Source organism: Rhodococcus sp. Leaf278 (assembly GCF_001426085.1).
In the GTDB taxonomy this organism is placed as follows: Bacteria; Actinomycetota; Actinomycetes; order Mycobacteriales; family Mycobacteriaceae; genus Rhodococcoides.
Window position 1 is genome coordinate 20,100 of record NZ_LMRR01000044.1, and the last position, 23,526, is coordinate 43,625.

The 23,526-nt window shown below is 64.2% G+C and carries 21 protein-coding genes; 12 read left to right on the forward strand and 9 right to left on the reverse strand.

Annotated features, from left to right (window positions below; all coding sequences use genetic code 11):
* Window positions 1-2 precede the first annotated feature (2 nt).
* Window positions 3-932: an ABC transporter permease gene (locus ASG84_RS24520; RefSeq protein ID WP_032377499.1), complete on the reverse strand. Its 930-nt coding sequence runs from the start codon at window positions 930-932 to the stop codon at window positions 3-5.
* A gap of 1 nt (window position 933) precedes the next feature.
* Entirely contained in the window at window positions 934-2,511 is a 1,578-nt protein-coding gene (locus tag ASG84_RS24525) for an ABC transporter substrate-binding protein (protein ID WP_057479573.1), read from the reverse strand.
* Window positions 2,512-2,849: 338 nt separating this feature from the next.
* Here ASG84_RS24525 and ASG84_RS24530 point away from each other — a divergent pair, with 338 nt between their 5' ends.
* The 4 genes from ASG84_RS24530 to ASG84_RS27690 all read left to right on the forward strand — a co-directional run bounded on the left by ASG84_RS24530 (window position 2,850) and on the right by ASG84_RS27690 (window position 5,031).
* On the forward strand, window positions 2,850-3,845 hold the full coding sequence (locus ASG84_RS24530) for a 2-hydroxyacid dehydrogenase (RefSeq protein ID WP_082521203.1): 996 nt from the start codon (window positions 2,850-2,852) through the stop codon (window positions 3,843-3,845).
* A complete protein-coding gene (locus ASG84_RS24535) occupies window positions 3,842-4,237 on the forward strand; it encodes a universal stress protein (RefSeq protein ID WP_057479574.1) in 396 nt (131 codons plus the stop codon). Before ASG84_RS24530 ends, ASG84_RS24535 begins: the two co-directional genes overlap by 4 nt.
* 297 nt (window positions 4,238-4,534) lie before the next feature.
* On the forward strand, window positions 4,535-4,870 hold the full coding sequence (locus tag ASG84_RS24540; protein ID WP_057479575.1) for a hypothetical protein: 336 nt from the start codon (window positions 4,535-4,537) through the stop codon (window positions 4,868-4,870).
* Complete coding sequence (locus ASG84_RS27690; RefSeq protein WP_156399697.1) at window positions 4,867-5,031, forward strand: hypothetical protein; 165 nt, start codon at window positions 4,867-4,869, stop codon at window positions 5,029-5,031. Before ASG84_RS24540 ends, ASG84_RS27690 begins: the two co-directional genes overlap by 4 nt.
* Before the next feature lie 141 nt (window positions 5,032-5,172).
* Here ASG84_RS27690 and ASG84_RS24545 read toward each other — a convergent pair whose 3' ends face one another.
* Window positions 5,173-6,066 (reverse strand): LysR substrate-binding domain-containing protein, encoded by an 894-nt coding sequence (locus ASG84_RS24545; RefSeq protein WP_057479576.1) that lies wholly within the window; start codon window positions 6,064-6,066, stop codon window positions 5,173-5,175.
* A 170-nt stretch (window positions 6,067-6,236) separates the two neighbouring features.
* Here ASG84_RS24545 and ASG84_RS24550 point away from each other — a divergent pair, with 170 nt between their 5' ends.
* Together ASG84_RS24550 and ASG84_RS24555 are read left to right on the forward strand one after the other, a co-directional pair.
* Complete coding sequence (locus ASG84_RS24550; protein ID WP_057479577.1) at window positions 6,237-7,745, forward strand: SulP family inorganic anion transporter; 1,509 nt, start codon at window positions 6,237-6,239, stop codon at window positions 7,743-7,745.
* Window positions 7,746-7,779: 34 nt separating this feature from the next.
* Window positions 7,780-8,187: a MerR family transcriptional regulator gene (locus ASG84_RS24555; RefSeq protein WP_057479578.1), complete on the forward strand. Its 408-nt coding sequence runs from the start codon at window positions 7,780-7,782 to the stop codon at window positions 8,185-8,187.
* Window positions 8,188-8,195: 8 nt separating this feature from the next.
* On the opposite strand, the gene ASG84_RS24560 is transcribed toward ASG84_RS24555, so the two are convergent.
* Both ASG84_RS24560 and ASG84_RS24565 read right to left on the reverse strand, forming a co-directional pair.
* Window positions 8,196-9,452 carry a lipase family protein gene (locus tag ASG84_RS24560; protein WP_057479579.1) on the reverse strand — a complete coding sequence of 419 codons (1,257 nt, stop codon included), beginning with the start codon at window positions 9,450-9,452 and terminating at the stop codon, window positions 8,196-8,198.
* 121 nt (window positions 9,453-9,573) lie between these two features.
* Complete coding sequence (locus ASG84_RS24565) at window positions 9,574-11,283, reverse strand: ribonuclease J (RefSeq protein ID WP_057479580.1); 1,710 nt, start codon at window positions 11,281-11,283, stop codon at window positions 9,574-9,576.
* 142 nt (window positions 11,284-11,425) lie between these two features.
* Here ASG84_RS24565 and ASG84_RS24570 point away from each other — a divergent pair, with 142 nt between their 5' ends.
* The 3 genes from ASG84_RS24570 to ASG84_RS24580 are packed head-to-tail and all read left to right on the forward strand — an operon-like array spanning window position 11,426 to window position 14,402.
* A complete protein-coding gene (locus tag ASG84_RS24570; RefSeq protein WP_057479581.1) occupies window positions 11,426-12,916 on the forward strand; it encodes a flavin-containing monooxygenase in 1,491 nt (496 codons plus the stop codon).
* Window positions 12,913-13,755 (forward strand): SDR family NAD(P)-dependent oxidoreductase, encoded by an 843-nt coding sequence (locus ASG84_RS24575; RefSeq protein ID WP_057479582.1) that lies wholly within the window; start codon window positions 12,913-12,915, stop codon window positions 13,753-13,755. The genes ASG84_RS24570 and ASG84_RS24575 overlap by 4 nt, the downstream gene beginning before the upstream one ends.
* Window positions 13,755-14,402, forward strand: coding sequence for a TetR/AcrR family transcriptional regulator (locus ASG84_RS24580; RefSeq protein WP_057479583.1), 648 nt, complete (start codon window positions 13,755-13,757; stop codon window positions 14,400-14,402). The genes ASG84_RS24575 and ASG84_RS24580 overlap by 1 nt, the downstream gene beginning before the upstream one ends.
* Window positions 14,403-14,409: 7 nt before the next feature.
* Here the strand turns inward: ASG84_RS24580 and ASG84_RS24585 are convergent, their stop codons facing one another.
* Genes ASG84_RS24585 through ASG84_RS24595 form a run of 3 tightly spaced genes read right to left on the reverse strand, consistent with a single transcriptional unit; the run spans window position 14,410 to window position 18,234 of the window.
* On the reverse strand, window positions 14,410-15,678 hold the full coding sequence (locus ASG84_RS24585; RefSeq protein WP_057479584.1) for a glucarate dehydratase family protein: 1,269 nt from the start codon (window positions 15,676-15,678) through the stop codon (window positions 14,410-14,412).
* Window positions 15,678-16,604: a 5-dehydro-4-deoxyglucarate dehydratase gene (locus tag ASG84_RS24590; RefSeq protein WP_057479585.1), complete on the reverse strand. Its 927-nt coding sequence runs from the start codon at window positions 16,602-16,604 to the stop codon at window positions 15,678-15,680. Before ASG84_RS24590 ends, ASG84_RS24585 begins: the two co-directional genes overlap by 1 nt.
* Before the next feature lie 31 nt (window positions 16,605-16,635).
* Window positions 16,636-18,234, reverse strand: a complete 1,599-nt coding sequence (locus tag ASG84_RS24595; RefSeq protein WP_057479586.1) for an aldehyde dehydrogenase (NADP(+)) — start codon at window positions 18,232-18,234, stop codon at window positions 16,636-16,638.
* A 286-nt stretch (window positions 18,235-18,520) separates the two neighbouring features.
* Here ASG84_RS24595 and ASG84_RS24600 point away from each other — a divergent pair, with 286 nt between their 5' ends.
* The 3 genes from ASG84_RS24600 (at window position 18,521) to ASG84_RS24610 (ending at window position 22,091) form a co-directional block, all read left to right on the forward strand.
* Window positions 18,521-19,867: an enolase C-terminal domain-like protein gene (locus tag ASG84_RS24600; RefSeq protein WP_057479587.1), complete on the forward strand. Its 1,347-nt coding sequence runs from the start codon at window positions 18,521-18,523 to the stop codon at window positions 19,865-19,867.
* Window positions 19,867-20,820, forward strand: a complete 954-nt coding sequence (locus ASG84_RS24605) for a 2-hydroxyacid dehydrogenase (protein ID WP_200936669.1) — start codon at window positions 19,867-19,869, stop codon at window positions 20,818-20,820. The genes ASG84_RS24600 and ASG84_RS24605 overlap by 1 nt, the downstream gene beginning before the upstream one ends.
* Window positions 20,821-20,948: 128 nt before the next feature.
* Window positions 20,949-22,091 carry an L-talarate/galactarate dehydratase gene (locus tag ASG84_RS24610; protein WP_327213128.1) on the forward strand — a complete coding sequence of 381 codons (1,143 nt, stop codon included), beginning with the start codon at window positions 20,949-20,951 and terminating at the stop codon, window positions 22,089-22,091.
* Between the two features lie 16 nt (window positions 22,092-22,107).
* Here ASG84_RS24610 and ASG84_RS24615 read toward each other — a convergent pair whose 3' ends face one another.
* Window positions 22,108-23,376: a sensor domain-containing phosphodiesterase gene (locus tag ASG84_RS24615; RefSeq protein WP_057479590.1), complete on the reverse strand. Its 1,269-nt coding sequence runs from the start codon at window positions 23,374-23,376 to the stop codon at window positions 22,108-22,110.
* Between the last annotated feature and the right edge of the window lie 150 nt (window positions 23,377-23,526).

Below are 23,526 nucleotides of genomic sequence, written 5' to 3' on the forward strand. Positions count from 1 at the left end.
TCTTAGACCTTCACCTTGTCGCGAACCCGGGCGTCGAGCAGTGCATAGCAGGCATCGATGACGATGTTGAGCACGAAGATGCTCACCGCCGTCAACAGCACGGCCGCCTGCAGAACGGCGAAGTCGCGCTGCAGGATGGCGTCGATCATCAGTTTTCCGATACCGGGCCAGCCGAAGATGGCCTCGACGACCACCGCGCCGTTGACGAGTCCGACCATCAGGTCGCCGGCGACGGTCAGCGCCGGTGCGGCGGCGTTGCGCAGAGCGTGGTGGGTGACGACCCGAAGATCGCCTGCCCCTTTGCTTCTCGCGAGTCGAACGTACGGTGCAGACAATGCCGAGACCATCGCACCTCGTACCACCTGGGTGAGGACCCCGAGCGGACGAATGAGCAGCGTGGCGATCGGCAACACCCAGGAGAGCATTCCGCTGTCCACGCCGGAGGTGGGCAGCCAGCCGAAGACGATGGCGAAGACGTAGACGCCCATGATGGCGAACCAGAAGTCGGGGATGGACGCGGCCGTCATCGACAGCAGGCTCGAGATGCGATCGGCCAGCGAGTTCGGTCGGTACGCAGCCCAGCAGCCGATGATCACGGCGCCGAGGATGGCGAGGAACATCGTCGCGAAGGCGAGCTGCAGCGTTGCGGGGAAGGCGCGCAATGCCATTGCCGACGCGTCCTCACCGGTACGGAGCGACTGCCCGAAGTCGAGTTGCACGACGCCCTTGAAGTAGTCCAGTAGCTGCGTCAGCACCGGCTGATCGAAGCCGTTGGTGGCGCGAAACGCCTCGCGCTGTGCCTGGGTGGCCGACTCGGGCAGGTACAGGCTGGTGGGGTCGCCGGTGAGCCGAGCGAGGAAGAACACGCCCAGCAGGACGACGAACAGCGGAATCAGGCTGGTGTAGATCCGTCGGCGCAGAAATCTGAACATGTCAGGGCCTCTCGGTATCGGCGCGCGTCATCGCGGCCAGGTGCATTTCGTCGACCGTGGCCGAGTCCGGCGTGTAGTCGACCGAGGCCGCCTTGGCGAGTACCCCGTTCATGTGTGCGATGTAGGCCATCTGCATGATGTCTTTCGGTTCGTCCGCGAACACCTGGGCGTACGCAGCCTGCCTGTCTTCACCGGTGAGGGCACCGGCTGCGGCAATCTCCTTGTCGAAGTCCGCTGTGCCGTAGGCACTCTGGAATCCGTCACTGGTGAAGTACTGGTCGACGGTGAACGCGGAGTCGCCGGCCTGGTTGCCGTGCTGAATCACCAGTAGATAGGGCCCGACGTTCGGGAACGGACGTTCCTGGTATTCGGCGGTACCGGCGGCGTCCATCATCTCGATCTTGACGTTCATGCCGATCTTGGACAACGAGTTCTGGATGACTTCCACTGTCTCGTTGATCTTGGGGAACTGTCCGGTGCGACCGATCAGACGGATCTCGGTGTCCACCGGTACCCCGTCCGCCCGCGCCTCGTCGATCAGTCTGCGGGCCTGGTCCATGTCGTAGGGCCACGGCGTCAGGTCCTCGTTGAATCCCACAACACCCTCGGAGATGAGTTGTGCTGCAGGCGAACCGAGTCCGCGGAAGAGTGCCTTGACGATGCCGTCGCGATTGATCGCGTAGTTGATCGCCTGCCGCACCCGCATATCGTCGAGTGGCGGTTGAGCGGCCTGGATGCGCAGCGCTGTTGTTTCGTTGTTGGGGTACGCCACCCCGAGTTCGCCCGCGCCGTCCTCCGGTCCGACCGACGTAGCGATCTCGGCCTCGCCGTTGGTCACCATCGACGCGCGGACGCTGCCCTCGCTGCGCCACTGGTACTCGGCCCGGGCGTACTCGGGCTTCGGGCCCCAGTAGGTCTCGTTCCGTACCAGGGAAAGCTTCTGGCCGTAGTCCCAGCGTTCGATCGCGAACGGTCCCGTTCCGATGGGCTCCCGTACCCGCTCGGTGTAGCTGGTGGTGCGCGGAACCATCTCCACGAACGAGAGGCGAAGCGGCAGAATGGGATCGGGCTCCGGAGATTGCACGGTCAGCGTCATCGGGTCGACCGCCGTGACCACCAGGTTCGCGTCGCCGAAGACATACCCCTCGACGTTGCATCCCAGCTCCGAATTGACCGTGCGGTCGATCGAGAACGCAGCGTCCTCCGCTTCGAAGGGGCTCCCATCGCTGAACGTCACGCCGGGGTGGATGGCGAACGTCCACTCGGTGTCGGAGGTCTGCTCCCAGGCGTCGGCGAGCTTCGGTTCGAGATCACCGGTGCTGGGGTTGCGCTCCATGAGCGGCTCGGTGATGTTGGATCGAGTAACGACCCCGACCGACGTCAACGACACGTCGCAGGCTTCCAGGGTGGGCGGCTCCTGGGGAAGGACGATGCGAAGAGTATCTGCGCGAGCAGCTCCGCCGTTGTTGGAGTTGGCGACGGTGCACCCGCTGGCGATCAGTGAAAGTGACAGTGCGCCAACGGCAATTGCAGCGACGCGGTGGGTCCGTCCCTGCTGCACGGAGAGTGCAGGGCTCATGGTGGCCTCCAGTGGAAAAAGGATCCGCGTCTGCGAGTTGCAGCCGAATCTGTGACGGTAGACACACGGTATGAGCGTGCGATCTCTACCGTCAACCGGACGAAATCGACTTTTGAGCCAGTTTTGTAGGTCACACCGGGCGCTTTGTTGGGGCTTGGATCACAGACGCACCGGGCTGACCAGGTCCGATGTCGGACGGGAGGGCCGAAGCAGCATCGGCAATGCGTTGTTCATGCCGTTTGGGTATCGGTCCATGTTATTTCCGTGTTGGACAGGTATTCGAGAAGCGGCATACCGTACAGGAAACGCGCACGTTCCACCATCTCGCGAGGAGAACAATGGTCACCGTCAGCTCAGAGAAACCGTCTGTGTCGCAGCAGGATTCGCGTGGAAACGGCCGGGTGCTCCGAGTGGGTCCGCTCAAGCCGTCGCTGATGGAGACCCTGGTCGCGGACTATGACGCGCTGGAACTGCCGGAAGGCGACGAGCGCGAGGCCTTCCTCTCCGAACACGGCGAGTCGATCACCGCGGTTGTCACCTCCGGTCGCACCGGGGTCGATGCCGCATTGATGGAACGGTTGCCGCAGCTCGGAGCCGTGGTGAACTTCGGTGTCGGATACGACACCACCGATGTCGACGAGGCGGCCCGGCGGGGCATCGCGGTCAGCAACACCCCCGATGTGTTGACCGACTGTGTGGCGGACCTCGCCGTCGGTCTGGTGATCGACACCATGCGTGGGCTGCCGGCCGCCGAGAGATTCGTGCGCGCCGGGCGATGGCCGGCCGAGGGCAATACACCGCTGATGCGTCAGGTCACCGGCAAGCGCGTTGGAATCATCGGACTCGGTCGCATCGGTTCGGCAATTGCCGATCGGCTCAACGGGTTTCGTTGCGAAATCTCGTACCACAATCGCAACGAGATCGACGGTTCGCCGTACGTCTACGCGGCCGGCCCGACAGCGCTCGCCGAGAACGTCGACGTCTTGATCATCGCCGCGTCGGGCGGCTCGGGAACTGCCCATCTGGTCGATCGTGCAGTGCTCGAAGCGCTGGGACCGCAGGGGTATCTGATCAACGTCGCACGCGGAAGCGTCGTCGACGAGGAGGCGTTGATCGAGTTGCTTGCCGCCGGGCAGTTGGCCGGTGCCGGTCTGGACGTGTTCGCCCACGAACCGAACGTGCCCGACGCCCTGCTGGCGATGGACAACGTGGTGCTGCTGCCGCACGTGGGCAGTGCAACGGTGGAGACGCGGGCCGCGATGGAATCTCTCACGCTGGAGAATCTCGATCGCTTCCTGGCCGACGGCACCCTCGTCACTCCGGTGACGAAGTGACCGTCGTCGTCGGCTACTCGCCGACCACCGAAGGAAAAGGCGCGCTGCCCTTCGCTTTTCGCGAGGCCCAGATGCGCGGGACCGACCTGCTCATCGTCGCCGAGGACAACAGCGCGTCCGACGCCGAGTTCGGTGCCACCGTCGAATCTGCTCGCGAGGAGGCATCGGCCGCCGGTGTCACGACGAAGATCCACGACAACGAAGCCGGTCGTTCGCACGCCGACAATCTGATCGACCTGTCGTTCGACGAGCAGGCTCAGCTGGTCGTCATCGGTATCCGACGTCGATCACCCGTCGGAAAGCTGTTCATGGGCAGCATCTCTCAGCGTGTTCTCCTCGAGGCGCACTGCCCGGTGACGGCCGTCAAGCCGCCGGTGGGGACGCCGCGGTAGTTCGGTTGCGTGTGCGGCGGAGGATGTCGTTGAGGACGTTGCAGCACGCCGCCCAGAAACTCGTAGGCACGAAACTTTGGGCGGTTACGCGCTGATCCATCTCTCCAAGAATTTGGCGTAGCGGTTTCTAGAATTCAGTGGTGCTCGAACTGGCATGTCGATTTCGTGTCGGTGGGTCCGGGCACGGTTTCAATACTCGCGGGGAAAGCATGGCGGGGGTGTCGGGCCGTCTGAGGCCAACCACTCGGCAAGGTCCCCACCCGCATGTCTCGACCGCACCCGAAAGGAACCCGGCCAGTGCCAGCAGAAGCCTGGATCACCCTCATCGTCGGTTTGATTGCCGTCGTCGGCGTTGTGGGAACCGTCAGCCAGCGCACTCGGGCGGACAACCGTTCTCAATCCTGGCAACGCATCACCTGGTGCCTCGAGAGGACCGTCAGCGAGAACGACGACGAAGCCGCACTCGGCTGGAAAGTGTTCGGCACCGTTGCCACGACTCCGTTCATCGCGCGCACCGATCGCGACACGCTGCAGGCGATCGCAGATCTCACCGTGAAGCCACAGGACGACCTGGCGGAACCTGCCGAAACCGGCGACAATGAAAACGACACAGAGACGGAGGACCCCCGATGACCACCACCGAGAACCGCCCCGCGGGCCGTGGACGCTCGATGAAAGTCCGGTCCGCAGCCGCCGAAGCATCCATCAAGCTCCGCGAGTACGACAATAAGCCCGTCCCGCAATGGCTCCGTGACGTCGCAGCTGGCAAAGACACCAAGCCGCCCAAAGATTGAGCAACCCACGAACCCGACAAGGCCCGCTCCCAACCAGGTGCGGGCCTTCGTCGGCCTTCGAGGCGCGCCGTATTCACACGAGCACTCGACCGAGACCGGCTTGGGGCACTGTCGAACCACGGCTCGATCAGCAGGAAAAAATCACGACCACTCCCGCGTCGGCAGCACATCGGTCATGAAGCGGTGCAATGCCGGGTTGTCGTTGTCCACGCGCCAGGCAGCGTCGAGTTCGACGGGGCGTTCCTTCACAGTCCGAACCGGCCGGAACACAACACCTTCCGGCCGCATCGTCGACGACGACTCCGGCACCAACGCCAATCCGATGCCGGAGCGAACGAGCACCAGCATCGTGTGCACCTGGGTCACGTACTGCACGTAACGCGGAGACACCCCGACGATGGTGAAGGTGCTGATCAGCAGCTCGTGGAAGTACCGGGCATCGACGGGTGAATACATGATGATCGGCTGGTCCTCGAAGTCCTCCACCGACAGCTCGTCCTTCTCGGCAAGCGGGTGGTCGTGGGGCATCGCCGCGATCAACGACTCGTGCAGCACTGGTCGGGACGCTATCCCCGGTCGCTTGAGAGGTGGCCTGGCCAACCCGAGATCCAGATCGCCGACGGCCAACGATTCCATCTGTACCGCCGAGACCATCTCGCGCAGAACGATTTTCACGTCCGGTAGCTTCTCCCGCGCGGCGTCGAGCAACTGTCGCAGCACTGCATGCGCCGATGCGCCGGTGAATCCGACGACCACGGTCCCCAAGTCTCCGGTGGGAACGCGTCGCACCGTCAGCAATGCGCCCTCGGCGAGGTCGAGGATGCGTCGGGCCTCGGGTAGGAAGGCCAATCCCGCGGCCGTCAGGGTCACCGACCGGCTCGTGCGGTCGATCAGCTGCACGCCGACTTCGCTCTCGAGCTGTTGAATCTGCCTGCTCAGAGGGGGTTGCGTCATATGCAGCCGTTCGGCGGCACGGCCGAAGTGCAGTTCCTCCGCGACGGCGATGAAGCAGGACAATCTGTTGAGCGAGAACATCGATTCATTCCTTGCATCGCACGGACAGTCTCGTTGGCCTTTTGCGTATAAATCTAGCGCACGAGCCGCCGCCCGACGATTGACAACCTTCTCTCCGGTAAGAGTAGAGTTGCACGCGGAGTGGACGCCGCACCGGTCGCAGTCCCTCGCACCCATCGAACGGAGTCCTTGTGTCCAGAGCTGTCCAGGTGCCCGCCACCGCCGTCGAAGACGTCTCGGTTCTGGGTGCGTTGCGCTCGCCGAGGCGGCTCAAGACCGAGGTCTTGGCAGGCCTGGTCGTGGCGCTCGCGCTGATACCGGAGGCCATTTCGTTCTCGATCATCGCCGGAGTCGATCCGCGGGTCGGGCTTTTTGCATCGTTCACGATGGCCGTCACCATCTCCATCGTCGGCGGCCGACCGGCGATGATCTCCGCGGCGACCGGAGCGATTGCCTTGGTCGTCGCCCCCTTGGCGCGTGAATACGGACTCGACTACCTCATCGCAGCGGTGATTCTCGGCGGAGTATTACAGGTTGTGCTCAGCCTGCTCGGCGTCGCCAAACTGATGCGTTTCATCCCGCGCAGTGTCATGGTCGGATTCGTCAACGCGCTGGCGATCCTGATCTTCACCTCGCAGGTTCCGTATCTGATCGGCGTGCCGTGGTTGGTCTACCCGATGGTCGCCGTGGGCCTGGTCATCATGTTCTTTCTGCCCAAGCTCACCACCGTCGTGCCGGCTCCGCTGATCGCGATCGTGATACTCACCGCCGTCACGCTCGTCTTCGCGCTGGCTGTGCCGGATGTGGGTGACGAAGGCGAACTACCGTCCTCGCTGCCGTCGTTCTTGATCCCCAATGTGCCGTTCACCGTCGACACACTGAGCATCATCGCGCCGTTCGCACTGGCCATTGCGCTGGTCGGTCTGCTCGAATCGCTGATGACCGCCAAGCTCGTCGACGACATCACCGACTCGCACTCCAACAAGACCCGCGAGGGTTGGGGACAGGGCGTGGCGAACCTGGTCACCGGATTCACCGGCGGCATGGGCGGCTGCGCGATGATCGGCCAGACCATGATCAACGTCAAGGTCTCCGGTGCCCGTACTCGAATCTCGACGTTCCTCGCCGGTGTCTTCCTACTGATTCTCGTGGTCGGTCTCGGTGACATCGTCGCGCTGATCCCGATGGCCGCGCTCGTCGCGGTGATGATCATGGTTTCCGTCGGGACGTTCGACTGGCACAGCATCCATCCGAAGACGTTGCGCCGCATGCCCAAGAGCGAAACTCTCGTCATGGTGGCCACGGTTGCGGTCACCGTTGTCACCCACAATCTCGCGTACGGAGTGGTCGTCGGAGTGATCACGGCGATGGTGCTGTTCGCTCGCCGGGTCGCCCATCTGACCGAGGTGATCGACGTGGCTCATCCCGACGACGACACCCGTATCTACGCGGTGAAGGGCGAGTTGTTCTTCGCGTCGAGCAACGACCTGATCTACCAATTCGACTACGTCGGAGACCCGAAGAACATCGTCATCGACATGTCCGAGTCACACATCTGGGATGCGTCGACAGTGGCAACCCTCGACGCCATCACCACCAAGTACGCGGCCAAGGGAAAGACGGTGGAGATCATCGGCCTGAACGCGCCGTCGACCGAGCGGCACGATCGTCTCAGTGGAAACCTGGGCGGCGAGCACTGACTAGGGTGGTTGGTCGGGCGAAGAGAGGCGGCACATGGCAGACGACGGCGTACACATGCAGATCGGGCAGGTAGCTCAGAAAACCGAGCTGTCCATCCGCACCGTCCGTCACTACGACGACGTAGGCCTGGTCACGCCCTCTGCCCGCTCCGCAGGCGGATTTCGGCTGTACACCGAGAACGACGTCGAACGCCTGCTCGTCATTCGCCGGATGAAGCCACTCGACTTCACCCTGGCCGAGATGAAACAGCTACTGGAATCTCTCGACGTTCTCGGCGACGAGAACGCGACCGACGACGCGAGGTCGTCAGCCGCGGCGTTCGTTCGCGAGTGCCACACCAAAGCCGAGGACAGCTGCCGCACGTTGCGGCGGCAGCTCGCCTACGCAGAAGAGCTGACCGAGGTGTTGTCGACTCGCGGAGCCGCAGCCCGGAGCGAGTAGGTTCGGGTTTATCGGCCGAAGCTACTGCATCCGGGTCGAACCGGAATTCCCGCGAGGCGGTCGTCCAACCACGCGAACGCAGCGGGAGCTCCGCTGCCGGCAACGATGCTGTGCTCACCCAGATATTCCTCGAGGCGGACGTCGGCTCCGCGAGAACACCACTTGTCGAACACGGCCTCGGGCCCTTCCTTCGGAATCCAGAACTCCTGCTGTCCGTGATACAGGAACACCGGTGCCGTCGGGGTTCCGCCGTCTCCCAATCGATTCTGATCGGCAACCGCGAGCGCCAGCGGCGAATTGAAGGCATCGGGAGTGATGGACAGTGACTCGATGCGGATCGGAGCAACGACTGCGAGCGGTGCAATCCCGACGATGCACAGGTCCTTCGACGCCTGTGCGAGCCGCCACCCGTCGTCGTTGTAGAGCGAGAGCATCTCGGGGTACTCGCGCGCCACGCCCATCGCCGCGGCGAGGAACACCGACGCCGCCAAGTTGCCGTTCATGGACTGACGTAGCAGCGCGAAGTCGGTGGGCGTTCCGCCGAACGCTGCGCCGACAATGTTCAGTTCGGGGGCGTAGGCCGGAGCCTCCTGCACGGCCCAGCCCGATGCGATCGCCCCACCCGAGTAGCCCGTAAGACCCAGGGGCGCAGTCGGATCGAGGCCGACAGCGGCGGTCGTGACCGCGCCGCGCAGACCGTCCAGTACGGCGTGCGCCGCCATCGGTCCGACGGCGTACGCATGGCGTGGCCCCTGATGGTCGGTGACTACGACGGCGTAGCCCCGCGCCAGAAGCAGCTGCACGGGTGCCAATTCCGGAGCGATACCGCGTTGCATGGTCCACGATGGCTCACACGTGGCGCCGAGCGAATCGATGGCCATGTTGTAGGCAACAACAGGGCGCGGACCCGGCGAGGTCCAGGGTGCGGTCGGGACGATGACGCTGGTGACGATGGCAGCGGGGCGGTCCTTCGCGTCGGTCGAGGCAACCAGCAGTTGGGTGGTGGTGACCGGGGTGACAAGTGGTCCGACGGTGACGCTGCGGGTCCGTAGAACTGTTCCGGGAGCAGCTGTTTCGTATCCAGGCGGCGGAACGACCCACGGATCGTCGAGCGGTGTTGCGGCGATCGATTCGGCGGTGCGCGGCGGATTCTGGAAATCGCCGAGTGGATCGGCACCCGCCGACCCCTGCCCGCCCGCCACCACCAATGACACCGCAGCGACCATCGCCGCATACCGACGGCCGAACTTCGCGTACTTCCCCATTTAGACCCCCCGGTCGAAGTTCCGGATCGTTACCGGAGCTTTCCAAACGACTCTAGGGGCCGGAACCATCTACAGGGGCCGAACGCAAAATTTGCTCACCTCGCCACTGGCAAATTCATGCTCAGCCGTCGACGACCACCGGGACGATGAGGGGCTGACGGCCCAGGGTCTGCTTGGCCCAGCGGGCCGATTCCTGCACGATGCGCTTCTCGATGTTCTCGCGAGAAGCAACCTTGACGTCGCTCTCGCGCGTGAGGGTCTTACCGATCGCCTTGGCCAACGAGTCGAAAGCGTTGGCCTCGTGCGCGAATCCGCGTCCGATGAAGTCGACGTCGTCGACCAGCAGGCCGGTGTCGGGATCCACGATCGCAATGACGGTCAGTACGCCCTCGTTCGCCAGCAGGCGACGGTCGGCCAGCGAATCCTCGGTAACACCGCCGACGGCACTGCCGTCGACGTAGACGAGCTCGATGGGGACGGAGCCGGTGATCTGGGCGACGCCGTCGAACAGATCGATGACGCTTCCGTTCTCCGCGATCAGGACGCGATCGCGAGGAACACCGGTCCTGATCGCGAGATCGGCGTTGGCGCGCAAATGTCGCGACTCACCGTGTACCGGAAGCACATTGGCGGGTTCGAGGATGTTGTAGCAGTAGACCAATTCGCCGGCGCTCGCGTGACCTGACACGTGCACCTTGGCATTTCCCTTGTGTACCACCCGCGCACCCTTGTCCACGAGACCGTTGATGACGCGGTAGATCGCGTTCTCGTTTCCGGGAATGAGACTGCTCGCCATCAGCACGGTGTCGCCGTCGCCGACCTTGATCTGGTGTTCGCCCGACGCCATGCGTGACAGCGCGGCCAGTGGCTCGCCCTGTGATCCGGTGCAGATCAGCGTGATCTTGTTCGCCGGAAGACGATTGAGCTTCGGCAGGTCCACCACGAGTCCGTCGGGCACGTCGAGGTAGTTCAGATCGGTTGCAATCTTCATGTTGCGCACCATCGACCGACCGACGAATGCCACTTTGCGTCCCTGTGCATGCGCGGCGTCGAGTACCTGCTGAATGCGGTGGACGTGACTGGCGAAGCTCGAGACGATCACGCGTCCCGTCGTTTCGCGGAACACCTTCTCGATGGCCGGGACCAGATCGCGTTCCGAGACCATGAAGCCGGGAACCTCGGCGTTGGTGGAGTCCACGAGGAGTAGATCGAGCCCCTCCTCACCGAGGCGCGCGAAGCTACGGAGGTCGGTGATCCGACCATCGAGCGGAAACTGGTCCATCTTGAAGTCGCCGGTGTGCAGCACCAGCCCGGCGTCGGTCCGAATGGCGATGGCCAGACCGTCGGGGATCGAGTGGTTGACGGCGATGAACTCGAGCTCGAACGGGCCTTCCTGACGCGTCTGTCCCGCCTCGACCTCGATCAGCTTCGTCGAGACCTTGAACTCCTCGAACTTGGCGGCCAGGAAATGCAGAGTCAGCCTCGACGAGATGACGGGAATGTCGCCACGCTCGCGGAGCAGGTACGGGACGCCGCCGATGTGGTCCTCGTGCCCGTGCGTCAGAACGATGGCGACAACGTCGTCGAGGCGATCCCGGATGCAGCTCCAGTCCGGGAGGATCACGTCGACGCCCGGCTGGTGCTCTTCGGGGAACAGCACGCCGCAGTCGACGATGAGCAATTTCCCGTCGAATTCGAAGACGGTCATGTTCCGGCCGATCTCGCCGAGACCGCCGGTTGCGATCACGCGAAGGTGCCCTGCCGACAGCGCTGAGGAGGATCGCTTTCGAGGTGCGGCGGGGGATCGGCGTTGGCGCGGTGATCTAGACATGGTGTCAACGCTACGGGGGCCTCCCCACCTGGCTTCGACCCCGGTCCGAGTATCCAGGAAACCATTGCGGAATCACGTGTCATCACTTTAAAGTGATGACGCGCGTCATCGGATCGCGTGTCGGCCGGGAGGGGTTCGAGAGATGCACATTCACACCGTGGTGATCATCGGAAGCGGGTTCGGAGGCCAGTGCGCCGCCAAAGCGATGCTCGATCGCGGCATCGACGACTTCGTCGTCCTCGAAAGACGACCCTTCCTCGGCGGAACGTGGAAGCAGAACCGCTACCCGGGGGCAGCCGTCGATGTTCAGAGTCCGCTGTACTCGATCGCGTCGGAGCCTTTCGAGTGGTCGCGCATGTTCGCCGAACGCGAGGAACTCGAGCGGTACACCGACCACGTGCTCGAGTCGAACGGCCTGCCGGCACGCACGCATCTCGATACCGACGTCCAGAAGATCGAATGGTCCGGAGACCACTGGACCATCTCCACCTCGCGGGGTGACTACGCGGCCACGTTCGTCGTCAACGCGTCCGGGCCACTCAGTACGCCGGTCATACCGCCGTTCCCCGGACGCGAGAATTTCCAGGGCACCCAGTTTCACACCAACGACTGGCACACGGATTACGACCACGCGGGCAAGCGCGTCGCCATCGTCGGCAGCGGTGCCAGTGCCGCGCAGGTGATTCCTGCGATCCAACCCGACGTCGAGCAGCTGCACGTCTTCCAGCGAACTCCACACTGGGTGATGCCCCGACACGATCGCGAGTTCACCCCGCTGCAGCGCAGGCTTTTACGAATGGAACCGATCCGCAGACTGGTTCGCGCGGGCATCTACTGGAGCCTCGAGACTCGCATTATCGGGTTCAAGTACTCGCGGAGAATGTTGAAGGCGGTCGCACAGCGAACTGCTTTGAAGCACATCGAGTCTCAGGTTCCGGATTCCGAGCTTCGAGCGAAGGTCACCCCGGACTACGTCATCGGGTGCAAGCGGGTTCTGCTGTCCAACACGCTCTATCCCGCGCTGGGGCAGGGGAACGTCACCCTGCACGAAAAGAACGACGGCATCGCCGAGATCACCGAGACCGGAATCGTCACCACCACAGGCGAACACGTCGATGTCGACCTTCTGGTGTGGTCCACCGGATACGACGCGACCGACGGCGTGATCTCGTACCCGGTCATCGGCCGTGACGGACGGGCACTGTCCGATGTCTGGGATCCCTACCCGCGCGCCTACCTCGGCACCACGATCCCCGGCTTCCCCAACCTGTTTGTCGTCACCGGACCGAACACCGGAATCGGGCACACCTCGGCCATCTTCCTCATCGAGGCGCAGATGGAGTACATCGTGCGAGCCGTAGACGCCGTTCGTAATTCGGGCGGGCTGGCCATCGAAGTCACAGAAGCCGCCGAACAGGCGTACACCGAGAAGATTCACCGCGATATGGAGGGCACCGTCTGGAAGGACGGCGGCTGCCACAGCTGGTACCAATCGAAATCCGGACACGTGGTGGCAATGTTCCCGGGATTCAGCTTCACGTTCCGTCGGTGGGCCAAGCGTTTTCGGCCCGAAGCTCATCGCATCCACATGGCACCGACCGTGACCACCACATTGGACGAGGTTTCGGCATGAGCAGGCACACTGGGCAGGTAGCACTGATCACGGGAGCCGCAGGAGGAATCGGTTCCGCCGTGGCGACCGCACTGCACCGACGCGGTGCGTCGATCGTTCTGGTCGACGTGGCGTCGACCGATCTCGAGTCCGTGGCCGCGAAGTTGGGCAACCAGCGTGTGGCGATCGCCTATGCCGATGTCACCGTGCGGGAGCAGCTCGATGCGGCCGTCGCCACCGCGATCGACAGTTTCGGCACGCTCGACGTCGTGATGGCCAATGCCGGGATCTCCAGCGGTGCACAGGCATCGACCGTCCGTTCCATCGACGACGGAGTCTTCGAACGCGTCATCGGTGTCAACCTGATCGGCGTGTGGAACACGGTGCGTGCCGCGCTTCCTCACATCGTCGAGTCCGGGGGCTACGTGCTGATCACCTCGTCCACATACGCGTATCTCAACGGACTGGCGAATGCGCCGTACGCGGCATCGAAGGCAGCCGTCGAACAACTCGGCCGTGCACTGCGTTCGGAGCTGGCCGGCACGAAAGCGACTGCGGGAGTGCTGTATCCGGGGTGGGTTGCAACCCCGATCGCCGAAGTCGCCTTCGGCGGCGATGACGTCGCGACGGCCATGATCGCCCGCGCCTTTCCCACTCCGCTGCTTCGCCCGATCACACCGGACAAGCTGGCCCGCGTGGCCGTTCGCGGTATCGGACGGCGAGCTGCGCGCATCGCTGTGCCCGGTCGCTGGATTCCGATCTCGATCTTGCGCGGCATCGTCAACCCGATCATGGATGCCATGATGGAGCGCGACGCCGAATTGATCCGGCTCACTGCCGAACTGAATGCCCGACGTTGATGAGTACAGTGTCCGAAGCCGCCGGCCGAGCCTACGGCGGTGAGACCGCGGTGGACCGCGACGACCGCAGGCGGCGGCAGCTGCTGGACGCCGGACTGCGAGTGTTCGGAAGCAGCGGGTACCGCGCCGCGACGGTCCGCGGACTGTGCCGCGAGGCCAAGATCGCCGATCGGCACTTCTATCAGTACTTCGACAAGACCGAAGATCTCCTGCTCGCGGTCTACGCCGAATGTATTGCCCACCTCACCGATTCGGTGTCCGAGGCGATTGTGCAGGTGGACCGGGACGTTGATCTCAGGGAGGTTGCGAAGCAGTTGCTCGACCCGTTCTTTCAGGTCATCGAAGATCCGCACCTGGCCCGAGTGGTGTGGATGGAGGTGCTCGGGGTCAGTCCTCGCGTCGAGCAGACATACCTGACGGTGATGCAGGAATTCGGGACACTGCTGCTCGGCTACCTCCGCACGTTCGCCGGCGACGTACCGTCGGGCCCCGATCTGGATGCCGACCTGCTTGCCACCGCCGCGATCGGCGGAATAAGCCACACCGCGATGACCTGGTATCAGAGCGGCTACGCCGCGGAGCGACGCATGGTCGTCGCCACCATCGCGACCATGCTCGCCAACATCGTTGCCCCGCTGAATCCGTAGCGGCGAATCACCAGCGCGGGCAGGTGTTCTCGAAGCTCGGATCTATGCTCTGCATGTACCCCGTGTCGTCACGATCGCGAATACCGCAGTCGAGGTACTGCTGATGCAGCGCCGCGAGCGCGTCCTCGTCGATCTCGACGCCGAGGCCGGGCCCGGTGGGAACTGCCACCGCGCCGTCGACGAAGTTCAACACTCCTGGAACGACGACGTCCTCGTGCTTCCACGGCCAGTGCGTGTCGCAGGCGTAGGTCAGGTTCGGTGTTGCCGCAGCGAGGTGAACCATTGCGGCCAGACTGATGCCGAGGTGGCTGTTCGAGTGCATCGACAGTCCGAGCTCGAAAGTGTCACAGATTCCGGCGAGCAACTTCGAGCGCTGCAGGCCGCCCCAGTAGTGATGATCGGACAGCACCACCTGCACCGAGTCCTGCGCCACGGCAGGCTTCAGGTGATCGAATGCCACGACGCACATGTTGGTCGCCAGTGGCATCTTCGCCTCGCGCGCGACCTCGGCCATCCCGTCGAGTCCAGGTGTCGGGTCTTCGAGGTATTCCACGATGCCGTCCAGCTCGGAGGCGACTCGGATGGAGGTGTCGACAGTCCACGCGGCGTTGGGGTCGAGCCGCAACGGCAGCTCGGGGAACGCCTCCCGGAGCGCCTTGATTCCGGCGATCTCCTCATCGGGTGGAAAGACGCCGCCCTTGACCTTGATGGCCCCGAAGCCGTACTCGTCGATCATCTTTCGAGCCTGCCGTACGAGGCCGGCCGGATCGATCGCCTCGCCCCACTCGTCCGGCTGCGCGCCGGGATGCGCTGCCCACTTGTAGAACAAGTACGCACTGAACGGAACCGAGTCTCTCACTGTGCCGCCGAGCAGATCCGACACCGGTCGCCCCAGCACTTTGCCCTGAACGTCCAGGCACGCGATCTCGAACGGCGAGAACACTCTGTCGGTGGTGCTGGCGGTGGTGATCATTCCGGCGACGCCGTCACCGCCGGTGATCGAGAGCGTTCCCAGAACGGTATCGATGGCGTCCCGAATTGCGTTGAGGCCGAACACGTCCAGTCCGGTGATGGCCTGTCCGGCCGCCTCGAGGCGAGCCAGATGTGCCGTGTCCGCGTAGGTTTCGCCGAGTCCGACGACGCCGATAACGGTGTCCAGTTGGATGATCGCTCTCAGCGCGTAGGGCTGATGCACCCCCACCGTGTTGAGCAACGGGGGATCGACGAATGCGATCGGAGTGATCCGGGTGCCGGTGATCAGAACCGGATCCTGCATCAGTGCACCGCGAGCTCGTCGGCCAGCACAGCCCGGCCGGCAGCGACGATCGCGGTCAGTTCCTCGAGGTGCGGCGCGCTGATGTCCACCAGCGGCGGACGAACGGGGCCGGCCTCGATTCCCTCCATCGTCACGCCCGCCTTGATGAGCGAGACGGCGTAACCGGGGACCTTGTCGCGCAGGCGCACCAGCGGGTGGAAGAACTCGCGAAGCAATGCCGCAGTGAGCTTCTCGTTCCCGCTGTCGAGCGACCGGTAGAACGCCAACGCCAGCTCGGGCGCGAAGGCGAACGTCGCCGAGGAGTACAGCGTGACACCGATCGCTCGGTACGCCTGCTGCGAGACCTCGGCGGTGGGGAGGCCGTTGAAGAACTGGAAGGGCTTGCCCGACGGCTCCAGGGCATCGAGAACTGCACGGACGATGCGTCCGACCTGATCGAGATCACCTGTGCCGTCCTTGAACCCGACGACGGTGGGTAGCTGCGCGACCTCGACTGCGGACTCCTCGGTGAAGCGTGCGTTGCCGCGGTTGTAGACGATCAGCGGCAGATCCGACGCGGCGGCCACGGCCTTGGTGTAGTTGACCAGACCGGCCTGCGGCATCGTCACCAGGTACGGCGGCAGCAGTAGGATGCCGTCGGCTCCATTGGCCTCGGCAGCCTCGGCGAACGCCTTTGCCTGCGCCACGGATCCGCCCGCACCGGCGTAGACCGGAACACGACCCGCGACGACGTCGACTGCGGTGCGGACGATCTTGCCGAACTCTTCGAGTTCGAGGGCGTGGAATTCGCCGGTGCCGCAGGCGATGAACACTCCACCGGGTCCGGCGTCTACACCCTTCGCGATATGAGCGGCCAGCAGGTCGTAATCGACCTCACCGGAAGCGGTGAACGGGGTGACGGGGAAGAACAGGACTCCGTCGAGCATGGGGATCTCCTCGAAAATTGGGTGGGGTGAGTCAGTCTTGGGTGAGCTGGCCGTCGATGCGGCGGAAGATCCCGTCGGGATTGCCGTCGGCAATGGCACTGGGTAGCAATGAAATCGGCACGTCCTGGTAGGACACGGGACGCAGGAAGCGTTCGATGGCAAGTGATCCGACCGACGTCGTGCGGGAGTTGGAGGTGGCGGGGAAGGGGCCGCCGTGCACCATCGCGTGACCGACCTCGACGCCGGTGGGCCAACCGTCGAACAGGATGCGGCCGGCCTTGAGTTCGAGCACCGAGAGCAGCTTGCCGGCATCCGCGTGATCGGACTCATCGGCATGGATGGTGGCGGTCAGCTGCCCTTCGAGTAGCGCCGCGACGTCGCGAACCTGTCGTGCGTCGGCGCAGCGAACGATGAGACTCGATGCGCCGAACACCTCGGCCTGCGCCGCCTCGGACGTGAGGAACGTATCGGCGTCGGTCTCGAACAACGCTGCGCGGCAGGCGTTCGGGGCCTCGGAGTCGGTGCCTCGGGCGATCTCAGTGACCGCGTCGGACAGCGTGGCGACGCCGTCCGCGTAGCTCGACGCGATGTTCGGGGTCAGCATCGTGGTGGGGGCGGATTCCTGTACCGCTGTCGTCGCTGCCTGGGTGAAGGACCGCAGTCCGGGCCCGTCGACGGCGATGACGAGGCCGGGGTTGGTGCAGAACTGACCCGAGCCCATCGTCAGCGATGCGACGAAAGCGCGGCCGAGTTCGGCTCCACGGGTGTCGAGAGCGCCGTCCATGACGAACACCGGGTTGATGGAGCTCATCTCCGCATACACCGGGATGGGCTCACGCCGACCGGCTGCTGCGGCGACCAGAGCTGTTCCACCCGAGCGTGATCCGGTGAATCCGACTGCCTTGATGCGAGGGTCGGTGACCAGAGCGGTGCCGAGTCCGCGGCCGGAGCCGAACAACAGAGAGAATGTGCCCGAGGGCATTCCGGTGGAGGTGACGGCATCGGTGATGGCGCGTCCCACCAGTTCGGACGTTCCTGGATGCGCATCGTGCGCCTTGACGATCACCGGACATCCGGCAGCGAGAGCAGAGGCGGTGTCGCCGCCGGCGACGGAGAAGGCGAGCGGGAAGTTACTGGCTCCGAACACGGCAACCGGTCCCAACGGAATCTGCCGCTGGCGAATGTCGGCGCGGGGGAGTGGCGTGCGGTCGGGCTGGGCCGGATCGATGCGGGCACCGTTCCAACTACCCTCGCGCAGAACCGAAGCGAACAAGCGGAGCTGCCCGGTGGTGCGGCCGACCTCGCCGGTGATGCGAGCCAGCGGCAGTCCCGATTCGGCGACGGTGCGCTCGATCAGCGTGTCGCCGAGGGCCGCGATGTTGTCCGCGATGGTTTCGAGAAATTGTGCCCGGGTCTCCGATGAGGTCGCACGGTAGTCGGCGAATGCTTCGGCTGCGGCGGCACAGGCCTTCTCGACGTCCGTATTGTCGCCGTGACCGTAGGCGGGTTCGAGCTTCGCGCCGGTGCTGGGGTCGATACCGTGAATCTGCGTGCCGCCACCGAAGACCGGCACACCGGCGATGATCATCCGGCCGGTGAGATTGGTGGACTGTGTCGTCGACGCTGTCATGCGGTCACTCCTAGGGCTGTGATGCGGTGCGTGCACTGACGCCAGGCCGTGACCTGGCTCATAGCTCACCACGGTAGAAGGCCCATCGATACATGTCCAAGTCAAAAGATGTCGCCTTTGATTCAGCATCGGTATCGATCTCACTGCCTGGGTCGATGAGCCCGCGCTGACGCCAGCGATACCGCTACTGCATCACTCGATGCGTAGATGGTCTTGGACAGGAATCGATCAGGACTTCTACTGTCGTGTGAGTCGAGTCACCGATGGCGTACGAGAAAGGCCGGACATGAACGTCCACACCAGCACACCCGTCGTCACCGAGATGCGCGTGATTCCGATCGCGGGGCACGACGACATGTTGCTGAACCTCAGCGGCGCTCACGCCCCGTACTTCACCCGCAATCTGGTCGTGCTCACCGACTCGGACGGGCGTACCGGCGTCGGCGAAGTGCCGGGCGGAGAGGCGATTCGCCAGACTCTCGAGGACGCTCGTTCGTTGGTCGAGGGCCAGGGGATCGGCCGCTACAACGCTGTGTTGGCCGAGATGCGTCGTGCGTTCGCCGACCGTGACTCCGGCGGCCGCGGAGCACAGACCTTCGATCTGCGGGTCGCGATCCATGCGGTGACCGCGGTGGAATCGGCCTTGCTCGACCTGTTGGGTCAACACCTCGGCGTCAGCGTCGCAGCGCTGTTGGGAGACGGTCAGCAGCGCGACAAGGTCCAAGCTCTCGGCTATCTGTTCTTCGTGGCCGATCGGAACAAGACCGACCTCGCCTACCGCGGTGCAGCCGACGAGGCCGCTGGGGCCGATGACTGGATGCGTATCAGGCACGAGGAGGCAATGGATCCCGAGTCGATCGTGCGCCTCGCCGAGGCTGCGCAGGCGCGCTACGGATTCCAGGACTTCAAACTGAAGGGTGGTGCGCTGCCGGCAGCCGAGGAGGCTGCCGCGGTGCGCGCTCTGGCCGAGCGATTCCCGGAGGCCCGAATCACGTTGGATCCCAACGGTGGTTGGCTGCTGAAGGACGCGATCGAGACGTGTCGTGGACTGCGCGACTTGCTGGCCTACGCCGAAGACCCCGTCGGGCCGGAGGGTGGCTTCTCCGGACGTGAGGTGATGACGGAATTCAAGCGCGCCACCGGATTGCAGACCGCCACCAACATGATCGCCACCGACTGGCGCGAGATGGGCCACACCATCCGGTCCGGCGCCGTGGACATCCCACTTGCCGACCCCCACTTCTGGACGATGGCCGGTTCGGTCCGCGTTGCTCAACTATGCGATGCGTGGGGTTTGACGTGGGGTTCGCACTCCAACAACCACTTCGACGTCTCACTGGCCATGTTCACCCACGTTGCGGCAGCCGCGCCCGGGACGATCACCGCCATCGACACTCACTGGATCTGGCAGGACGGGCAGCGAGTGACCAAGGAGCCGTTCGCAATCGAGGACGGCTACCTCACGGTGCCCGACAAACCTGGCCTAGGTGTCGAACTCGACTTCGAGCAGATCGATGCGGCGCACGAGCTTTACCAGAAGGAAGGTCTCGGCTCCCGTGACGATGCCATCGGTATGCAGTACTTGATCGAGGGATGGACGTTCGACAGCAAGCGGCCGGCCCTGGTGCGCTAGTGAAGATAGTCGTCGGAGACCGCAATGTGCTCCCGCATCGGGAGCAGTTCGAGGCGGGCCTGCCCGCCGAGGCTCAGGTGATCTGGTGCGTGCCGTTCGACGAGGGTCGGGTCATGGAAGAACTTTGTGACGCGGACGTGTACGTCGGCGGCAAATTCAGTGCGGCGATGGGTGCCGCAGCGCCGAAATTGCGTATGGTGCACGTCGCCGGTGCCGGAACGGACAACGTCGATCGTTCTGGATTGGGCCCCGATGTGCAGGTGTGCAACACCTTTCATCACGAGCAGTCGATCGCCGAGTACGTCGTGGCGGCTACGGTGATGTTGCGACGTAAGTTCCTGGAGCAGGATCGCGCGCTCCGTACAGGGCTGTTCGCCACTGCTGTGTACGACCCGAGCATTCCGCAACCGTTGTCGCTGAGTGGTGCTCGCATCGGCTTCGTCGGGTTCGGTCACATAGGCCGGCGAACCTGGCAACTGTTTCAGGCGTACGGGGCCACCGGTGCTGCGGTCACCGGGAGCGGGCGGGCTCCGGACGAAGGGCTCGAGTGGGTCTCGGATACAGGGGATTTGAGGAAACTTGCCGAGTTCGCCGATGTACTGGTGGTGTCCGCGCCGCTGAACGAGCACACCAGCGGCATGATCGGTGCCGAAGAACTGGGCAGGTTCGGCGGCGACGGGGTGCTCGTCAACGTCGGTCGTGGACCCCTGGTGCAGGAACAGGCACTGTTCGACGCGTTGTCGCGCAACGAGATCGCCGCGGCGGCCATCGACGTCTGGTACCGCTACCCGGGCCCGGACGGGGTGGGGGAACCCAGTTCCTTACCCTTCCGCGACCTGGACAACGTGCTGATGACTCCTCACTCGTCGGGCGTCACGCATCACACGTTCGTGGGCCGGGTCGCCGATATTGCGTCGAACATCGATGCACTGGCGGCATCGATTCGCCGGTAAATGGTGTTGGACCGGCATTGGTGATCGAAATAGTCTGGGGGTCAACGTAACCGACGATTCAGGAGTTGCAGATGACCATCGGCACAGACAAACCGACCAGCGGCCTCACTGCCCCGAATGCTGCCATGATGGCACTCTCCCCCGGGGTCGCGAGCATCGACCGTATCGCCGAGGTCACGCTGTCCTCGATCGTGCTACCGCTGAAGAATCCGATCAGCGACGCCAAGGTGCTCACCGGCCGTCAGAAGCCGATGAGCGAGGTGGTGTTCCTGTTTGTCGAAATACGTACCGAACAGGGCCATGAGGGAATCGGTTTCGGATACTCCAAGCGCGCAGGCGGTCCGGCTCAGTTCGCTCATGCCCAGGAAATTGCCCCGGTTCTCATCGGCGAGGACCCGAACGACATCGGCAAGATCTGGACGAAGCTGGTGTGGGCCGGAGCCTCGGTGGGCCGCAGCGGCGTTGCGACGCAGGCGATTGCCGCGATCGACATCGCGCTGTGGGATCTCAAAGCCAAGCGGGCCGGGCTACCACTGGCGAAGCTGATCGGCTCTTCGCGCGATTCGGTGCAGACGTACAACACTTCCGGCGGCTTTCTACACACCCCGATCGAGGAGGTCATCGAGAACGCTGCGATGTCGCTGTCGAACGGCATCGGGGGCATCAAAGTCAAGGTGGGGCAGCCGGATTGGCGAACCGACATCGACCGCGTCACCGCGTTGCGCGAGTTTCTCGGCGACGACGTCCCGCTGATGGTGGACGCCAACCAGCAGTGGGACCGCCCGACGGCCCAGCGCATGTGTCGAATACTGGAGCAATTCGATCTCGTCTGGATCGAGGAACCCCTCGACGCCTACGACGCCGAGGGGCACGCACAGCTCGCTCGCAGCCTCGACACCTCCATCGCGACGGGGGAGATGCTGGCCAGTGTCGGCGAGCACGTGCGGCTCATCGAGGCCGGATCGGTCGACATCCTGCAGCCCGACGCTCCCCGCATCGGCGGCATCACGCAGTTCCTGAAGTTGGCCGCACTCGCCGAGCACCACAACCTGCAACTGGCCCCGCACTTTGCGATGGAAATTCACCTGCACCTCGCCGCGGTGTATCCCCTGCAGACGTGGGTGGAGCACTTCGATTGGTTGGACCCGCTGTTCGACGAGCACCTCGAGACCCGAGACGGCCGGATGCATCTGTCTGCGCGCCCGGGTCTGGGTTTCACGTTGAGCGAGCAGGGACGTGCCTGGACCGTTGCGAAGGCTGTGGTGCGGTAGCCGATACCAACCCCGGTCACACGGGAATTATGCGGCGCATGAGCGATCTGGCTGCGGCGACGACGAGTTGCCGATTGTGCGTGTGCACGAACTCGAATCGACGGTCCGCGTCGGCGCAGTCCGTATCGCCCAGATCGCGGGCAATGAGCGCCGAGAAGTAGTGCTGACCTACCGCGGTGATCGTCCACTCTCGGGTGAACTCCTCCGTGGGGTCGAGATCTGCTCCGCGCACACCCGGCGCAGGTTCACCTCCCAAACCGACGCCCACGGCCGCGACGAATGCGTGCTTGGTGGCCAGCCGCGCGTACTGCTCGGCGACGGGCGGGCTGAACCATCGCGTGTGCTGGAAGGTGGACATGAGGGCCAGCGAATCGTTGGTATCGCGGGCGTGGTCCTCGATTTGGCGCGAAATGGCGCGGATGAAGGCTTTGGTACCGATCGACGGAGCCACGAGCTCGAACAGATCCGATGGCAGGTTCGGGACCAGACCGGAGTTCGCAACGGGCTCGCTCAGAATCGACAGTGCACCCGGTGCGGTCCGCACCGACTCGGGCAGCGGACCGGGCCTTCCGAACAGCCATCCCTGGCCCAGTGCCGCCCCGAGCGAGTGAGCGCGGGCGAGGTGTTCGTCGTTTTCGATGCCCTCTGCGAGAACAGTTGCCCCGGTCGCCTCGGAATGCGCACGTACCGCGGCGATCACGCGCGCCTGCGCGCGATTCGGATCTTGCTGGACCAACGAACGGTCGAGCTTGATGATGTCCGGTGCGACGAACTCGAGCATGGTGACCGTGTCCGGATGCACGCTGATGTCGTCGAGAGCAATGCGGCATCCTGCCCGCCGGCCGTCGGCGACCACGGCCAACAACACTGCGGGATCGGCCAGCAGAGACCTCTCTGTCAACTCGAGCACCACGGAAAATCGGCCTTCGGCTGCTGCGAACGCGCGCTTGGCGGCGTCGGTCGGTCCGGTCGCGGTATGGGGTTCCACGTTGACGAACAAACAGAGTTCCTGTGCCATCCCTGCAGCGAGTGCTGCGTCGACCGCGCCGGTGCGACACGCCCAGTCGAGATCGTCCACCACACCCAGATCTGCGGCCGTCGAAAACACGGAATCCAGGTCCAGTACGGGCCACTCGGGCCATCGCGCCAGAGCCTCGTATCCGAGGACTGTTCCGGTGCCGAGTTCGATGACGGGTTGGAACACCGGGCGGACGGCGTTCACATCGGCGAGGGCAGAGGAAATCGCCTCGTGCGAGGAACGCTCGCGCACAGCGTCGTCCGGCATGAAGGTGTCCTTCGTCGCGATCGAACAATCAGTTTCAGCTCGATTTCGACGGTACCCGCCTGGTGGCCGTTCGACCCGACGACGTGCAGATCACCACCGGGTGGGCTCGTGCCATAAGCAGTGGTGCGGTTGGGTGACCCTGGCGGCACC